This is a genomic window from Kineococcus sp. G2 (assembly GCF_037154035.1).
In the GTDB taxonomy this organism is placed as follows: Bacteria; Actinomycetota; Actinomycetes; order Actinomycetales; family Kineococcaceae; genus Kineococcus.
Genome location: NZ_JBBBEM010000029.1, coordinates 1 through 6,188 on the forward strand (window position 1 = coordinate 1; position 6,188 = coordinate 6,188).

The 6,188-nt window shown below is 70.9% G+C and carries 6 protein-coding genes; all 6 read left to right on the plus strand.

Going from position 1 to position 6,188, the window contains the following annotated elements; translation table 11 throughout:
• Positions 1–839 precede the first annotated feature (839 nt).
• Positions 840–1,229, plus strand: coding sequence for a hypothetical protein (locus tag V9U69_RS06040; protein ID WP_337060450.1), 390 nt, complete (start codon positions 840–842; stop codon positions 1,227–1,229).
• Positions 1,230–1,504: 275 nt separating this feature from the next.
• Complete coding sequence (locus tag V9U69_RS06045) at positions 1,505–2,020, plus strand: shikimate kinase (RefSeq protein ID WP_337060452.1); 516 nt, start codon at positions 1,505–1,507, stop codon at positions 2,018–2,020.
• Positions 2,017–3,108, plus strand: coding sequence for a 3-dehydroquinate synthase (gene aroB / locus V9U69_RS06050; RefSeq protein ID WP_337060454.1), 1,092 nt, complete (start codon positions 2,017–2,019; stop codon positions 3,106–3,108). Before V9U69_RS06045 ends, aroB begins: the two co-directional genes overlap by 4 nt.
• Before the next feature lie 140 nt (positions 3,109–3,248).
• Positions 3,249–3,809, plus strand: coding sequence for an elongation factor P (gene efp, locus V9U69_RS06055; protein WP_337060456.1), 561 nt, complete (start codon positions 3,249–3,251; stop codon positions 3,807–3,809).
• A gap of 1 nt (position 3,810) precedes the next feature.
• On the plus strand, positions 3,811–4,221 hold the full coding sequence (nusB, locus tag V9U69_RS06060; RefSeq protein ID WP_337060457.1) for a transcription antitermination factor NusB: 411 nt from the start codon (positions 3,811–3,813) through the stop codon (positions 4,219–4,221).
• Positions 4,222–4,470: 249 nt separating this feature from the next.
• A complete protein-coding gene (locus V9U69_RS06065; RefSeq protein WP_337060458.1) occupies positions 4,471–6,156 on the plus strand; it encodes a glycosyl hydrolase in 1,686 nt (561 codons plus the stop codon).
• The last annotated feature ends 32 nt before the right edge of the window (positions 6,157–6,188 follow it).

Genomic DNA, 6,188 nt, shown 5'->3' on the forward strand with positions numbered 1-6,188 from the left:
GCATGGCCCATCAGCACCGACATCTGAAACAGTCACTGAGACCAGTCGGTCGATGCAGCGTTCGACGACGATGCGCTGACGGTAGGTACCGACGTCGAAGACGGGTGGTCGACCGCCGTCGGGACCTGTGGCTTGGCGGTGCGCGCACTGGTCGGTCTTCTCCGAGATGGATGCTCTGGTGCACCTCGGCGTAGCGCCTGGTGGGCCGAGGTGTGCGTGCACTCCTTGTCGCCAACGACGTCGCTCGGTGTGCGGGTGCCGTTGCAGCTTCGCAGCCCCACCTCTCCGGGCACCGGCTGAGTGCTTGTGGGCGGCGCCGCTGTGGTCGACGCTGACGATGGAGTCGTCCTGGGTGATCTCGGACGCGGCGCGCATCCGTGTGCCGTGGGCGGTCCGCTCGCGTATCCGCTCGTGCGCTGCTGGCAGTGGTGTCGGGACGCGTGGGGCGAGGAGTTCCCAGAGTTCATCGCCGATCACCTCCCGGAGGCGGACCCTCACGCCGACGGCTGTGCGAACCAGCCTGCGCCTGGCCCAGCACGATGCGCCAGGGGCCCGTCTGCTTCCGGAAGGCCCCCTCGTGGGCTGCTCGATCTCGCCCCGCGTTGTCGATGCGATCATCTGAATCAGTTGAGCAAGTGCACGCCCACGGGTCGGGAGTGTCGAAGGAGGGGTTCTTTCGAGTGACCTGGCTGGTGAGTCGGTCGCGTTCCCGAGTCCGCTCGCTATGGTCGTGGTCGAGCCACCAGGGACAAGGGGTCTCCGGAAGATCCGTGCCGGACCAGCTGTGCACGGCCGGCTGTGGGTCTCCGTGAAGGTGGCGTGATCCAAGGAGTTGGGTGATGAGGAACAGTTTCCGTCGCAGGGCAGTTGCGGTCGTCGTCGGAGCGGGTGTGGCGCTCGGTGGCTTCGTGACCACGGCGGCGCCGGCGAATGCGCTCTCGCCCGCTGCTACTGCGTTCAACAACTGCCTGACTCGGTACACGGAGGCGGCGAACAAGGCAGAGCGGTTGCGTCAGAGCAGCCTGGCTCAGGCTGTCCACCTGACGGGCCTCGCGAACTGCAACTACCAGCTTTCGCAGCGCGGCGACATCAGTGATCAGCAGGAGATCAACGCGATCAACAACTACAACCGCTACCGTCCCGCTGCGCAGCAGGCCATCACCAAGGCGGGCCTCGTCTACTACAGGTCCTTCATCAGCAAGGCGGGTCTTGCGGGACTTCGACTCTGAGTAGCGTCTATTGAGCCCGGGGTGCCGAGCGCGGCCCGGTCGGCACCCCGGTACTTCGCCGGTGGGGGTGGGCGACATCAGAATCGATGGCGACCCCAGGGTTGTGGTCCCACGGCTCATCGAACCTGGCCGAGTCATTCTGCCCTTGTGTTCTGGTTCACGCGGGGGCACGGCGATGCGAGGCGGCGCCGATTGCCGTCGTGCTGTGGAGGAACGTCGGTAGGGCGGGTCTATGATTCAGCAGCCCTCTTCGCCGAGTCCGCAGGAGCCCCACCGTGATCGTCCTCGTCGGCTTCATGGGGGCGGGCAAGACCACCGTGGGCCGCCTGCTCGCCGCCCACCTGGCCCTGCCGTTCACCGACACCGACCACGTCGTCGAGGCCCGGGCGGGCCGGCCCATCCCGGAGGTGTTCCGCACCGACGGCGAGGACGCCTTCCGCGAGGCGGAGGAGCGGGCCGTCGCCGACGTCCTCGCCGGTCCCGAAGCCGTGGTCTCCCTCGGCGGCGGCGCCTGCGGGCGCGCGGCCACCCGCGAGCGGCTGCGCGAGCACACCGTCGTGCACCTGCGCGTCAGCCTCGAGCAGACCCGCGCCCGCACCGCCGGGGACGCCAACCGCCCGCTCCTGCAGCGCCCCGACCTGCCCCAGCTGCACGCCGCGCGTCAGCGCCTGTACGACGAGGTCGCTACCGTCGCGGTGCCCACGGACGGGCGGACGGCCGAGGAGGTCGCCCGCGACGTCCTGCGGCTGATCGAGACGCAGCGCACCGCGCGAGACCCGGAGGACCGATGAGCGAGCCCACCCAGCCGACCCGGATCACCGTGCCCGGGGACGCCCCCTACGACGTGCTCGTGGGGCGCGGCCTGCTCGGGGAGCTGCGCGCTCTGCTCGGCGATCGCGCCGAGAAGGTCCTCGTGGTGCACCCGCGCGCCCTGCGCGCCACGGGTGAGGCGGTGCGCGAGGACCTCGCCGCGCAGGGCCTGGACGCGGTGCTGGCGGAGGTCCCGGACGGCGAGGAGGCCAAGTCCGCGGAGGTCGCCGCGTTCTGCTGGACGGTGCTGGGCCAGTCCGGCTTCACCCGCTCCGACGCCGTCGTGGGCGTGGGCGGGGGAGCGGTCACCGACCTGGCCGGGTTCGTCGCCGCCACCTGGCTGCGCGGCGTGCGGGTGGTGCACCTGCCGACGACGCTGCTGGCCATGGTGGACGCCGCCGTGGGCGGCAAGACCGGCATCAACACCGCCGAGGGCAAGAACCTCGTCGGCTCCTTCCACCCGCCGGCCGGGGTGCTGTGCGACCTGGACGCCCTGGACACCCTGCCGGCGCACGACCTGCGCGCGGGGCTCGCCGAGGTCGTCAAGTGCGGGTTCATCGCCGACGAGCGCATCCTGGAGCTCGTCGAGGCGGACGTGGACGCCGCCACGGACCCGCGCTCGCCGGTCCTGGCCGAGCTGGTGGAGCGCGCGATCCGGGTCAAGGCGCGCGTGGTGGGGGAGGACCTGAAGGAGTCCGGCCTGCGGGAGGTCCTCAACTACGGGCACACCTTCGCCCACGCCGTCGAGCTCGTCGAGCGCTACCAGTGGCGCCACGGCGCCGCCGTCAGCGTGGGCCTCGTCTACGTCGCCGAGCTGGCCCGCATGGCCGGGCGCCTGTCCGACGCCGACGCCGACCGGCACCGCGCCGTCCTGACCTCCCTGGGCCTGCCGGTCACCTACCGGGGCGACCGCTGGCCGCAGCTGCTGGACGCCATGAAGCGCGACAAGAAGTCCCGCGGGGCGCTGCTGCGCTTCGTGGTGCTCGACGGCATCGGCCGGCCCTCGCGCCTGGAGGGGCCCGATCCGGCGATGCTGCAGGCCGCCTACGCCGAGATCAGCCGCGACTGACCCGCGACCGACCCGCGCTGGACGGGCGCGACCCGCGCGGTCGGGGCGAGCGCGCCGTCCTCGGTACGATGGCGTCACCACACCCGCGCCCGGTCCCGGCCCGCGGGAAGCACGGACGACGAGACGGACTGAGAGACGACGTGGCATCGACGAACGACCTGAAGAACGGCACCGTGCTCAACCTCGACGGCAACCTGTGGTCGGTGGTCGAGTTCCAGCACGTGAAGCCCGGCAAGGGCGGTGCCTTCGTGCGCACGAAGCTGAAGAACGTCCTGTCCGGCAAGGTCGTCGACCGCACCTTCAACGCCGGCGCCAAGGTCGACACCGCCACCGTGGACAAGCGGGACATGCAGTACCTGTACCGCGACGGCGAGGACTTCGTGTTCATGGACTCCTCGACGTACGACCAGATCACGGTCCCGCCCGCCACCGTCGGCGACGCCGCGAACTACATGCTGGAGAGCCAGGAGGTGATCATCGCCACCCACGAGGGCACCCCGCTGTACGTGGAGCTGCCCGCCTCCGTGGTGCTGGAGATCACCTACACCGAGCCCGGCCTGCAGGGCGACCGCTCCACCGGCGGCACCAAGCCCGCCACCGTGGAGACCGGCGCCGAGATCCAGGTGCCGCTGTTCCTGGAGCAGGGCACCAAGGTCAAGGTCGACACCCGCACCAGCGACTACCTCGGCCGCGTGAACTGACGTGGCGGCCCGCCGCAAGGCGCGCCGGCGCGCGCTGGAGGTCCTCTTCGAGGCCGACCAGCGCCGCCTGGAGCCGTTGACCGTGCTGAAGGACAAGATCGTGCGGGCCGACCCGCCGGTGGGCGACTACGCCGTCACGCTCGTCGAGGGCGTGGTCGCCGAGCTGCCCCGCATCGACGAGGTCCTCTCCACGTACTCGATGGGCTGGACGGTCGACCGGATGCCCGCGGTGGACCGGGCGGTGCTGCGCATCGGCGTGTGGGAGGTCCTGCACGCCGACGACGTGCCCGACCACGTCGCCATCAGCGAGGCCGTGGAGATCAGCCAGGAGCTGTCCACCGACGAGTCGCCGAAGTTCGTCAACGGCCTGCTGGCGCGCATCTCCGAGCTGAAGGAGACGCTCACCGCCTGAGCCCACCGCCTGGGACGCGCGCACGACGGCCCGGTCACCCCCGAGGGGGTGGCCGGGCCGTCGCGCGTCCGGGTGAGCCCCGTGCGGACGGCCCGGTGGCGGTGCGTGCGCGGGCCGTGCGAGGCCGTGCGGCGGGGATCCCGACCGGCCGCACCCGATCGGTGTGCATTGGATCCTCAAGGTGGCCCGAGGGAGGACCGACCTCATTAGCACAACACGTTGCTGATTTCCAGAGAGGATCCCCCCCTCGTGCGCGAGAACACCACGTCGGTCACCGCTCAGACGAAGCAGAAGCGCCGCTGGCCCTGGGCCGTCGGCACCGGCGTCCTCACCGCCGCCCTGACCCTGTCGATGTCGCCCGCCACCGCGGTCGTCTCCGACCTCTTCGACCTGGGCCGCGGCGCCACGATCACGTCCCCCGACGGCAGCGTCTACACCCTCGCGGTGGAGAACGACGGTGACCTCGTCACCACGCTGAAGCAGAGGGCCACCCCCACGGCCACCTCCACCCCCACGGCCACCCCCAAGAGCACGAGCACCGCAGCGCCGACCGCCGCGCCGGCCCTCGACGTGAAGGCCACCGCGAGCGGCACCAGCGCGATCACCGTCTCGTGGCCGAAGGAGCTGCAGCAGGCCACCTTCGGCCGCGACGGCGTCGACGTCGGCGGCTACGGCGCCTGGACGTCCGCCGCGGGCGCCACCTCGCCGCAGCAGCTGACGAATCTCAAGCCGGGCACGAAGTACACGGTCACCGTCAGCGGTGTGCTCAGCGGCAAGCAGGTCAGCCGCTCCGTGACGGTCACCACCGCCTCGGCCGGCGCGACCACCCCGACGACCACCCCGACGACCACCCCGACGACCACTCCGACGACCACCCCGACGACCACTCCGACGACCACCCCGACGACCACTCCGACGACCACCCCGACGACCACCCCGACGACCTCGCCGACGCCCACCGCGAGCGCTCCCGCGCCGGCCGGTCAGGACGACTTCAACGCCACCACCATCGGTGCGTCGGTGACCGGCGCCGCCAACGGCGACTTCAACCGCTGGACCGGCACCAAGCACGGCCTCTACGCGACCTGGGCCGACAACGGCAAGGTGTGGGCCATCGACACCGCGAGCAGCGAGTACGGCGCGAACAGCGTCTCCCGCCTGGGTGACTACGACCTCGACATCGCCACCCAGCACAAGATCGCCAGCTGGGCGAGCCCGGGGATCGACGCCAAGCTCGAGGCCACCTTCCGCGAGATCAAGTCCAAGTGGGGCGACCGCAAGGGTCACGTCTACGTCCGCCCGTTCCACGAGATGAACGGCAACTGGTACAACTGGTCGGTCCGCAACTCCGGTGACGCGGCGAACTTCGTCAAGTACTGGCGCACCGTCGTGCACCCGAAGTGGCAGGCGGTCATGGGTGACGACGACCGCTTCCACCTGGTGTGGTCGCCGAACCGCGACACGTCCACGTCGGTCGACGTCCGGACGATGTTCCCCGGCAAGCAGTACGTCGACGCGATCGGCGTCGACTACTACGACTTCTCCCGGGCGAACGACGAGACGAAGTGGGCCGCGGAGGTCAACCGCACGCAGAACGGCGGCCCCGTCGGCATCGGCGCCTGGGACGCGTTCGCGCAGTCGCAGGGCGTGCCGTGGTACCTGCCCGAGTACGGCGTCCAGTTCGGCGACAACAGCTTCTTCGCCGGGAAGGTGCTGGAGTTCATCAAGGCGAACCGGTACTCCGGCGACGGCGACGCCGCGGGCAAGTCGCTCGGCGCGGCCTGGCACAACCTGCAGGGCTCCTCGCCCGACCCGAACGCCGGCGGCGACTTCTTCGTCCAGAAGGGCGGCAAGGACTACTCCGGGCGCGCGAAGACCGCTGCTGTCGTCCGCACCTGGGTCCAGTCCAACACCTGGCTGCGCCAGGCGAAGTGATCCCGCACCGCGCGCACGCCGGCGGCGTGCGC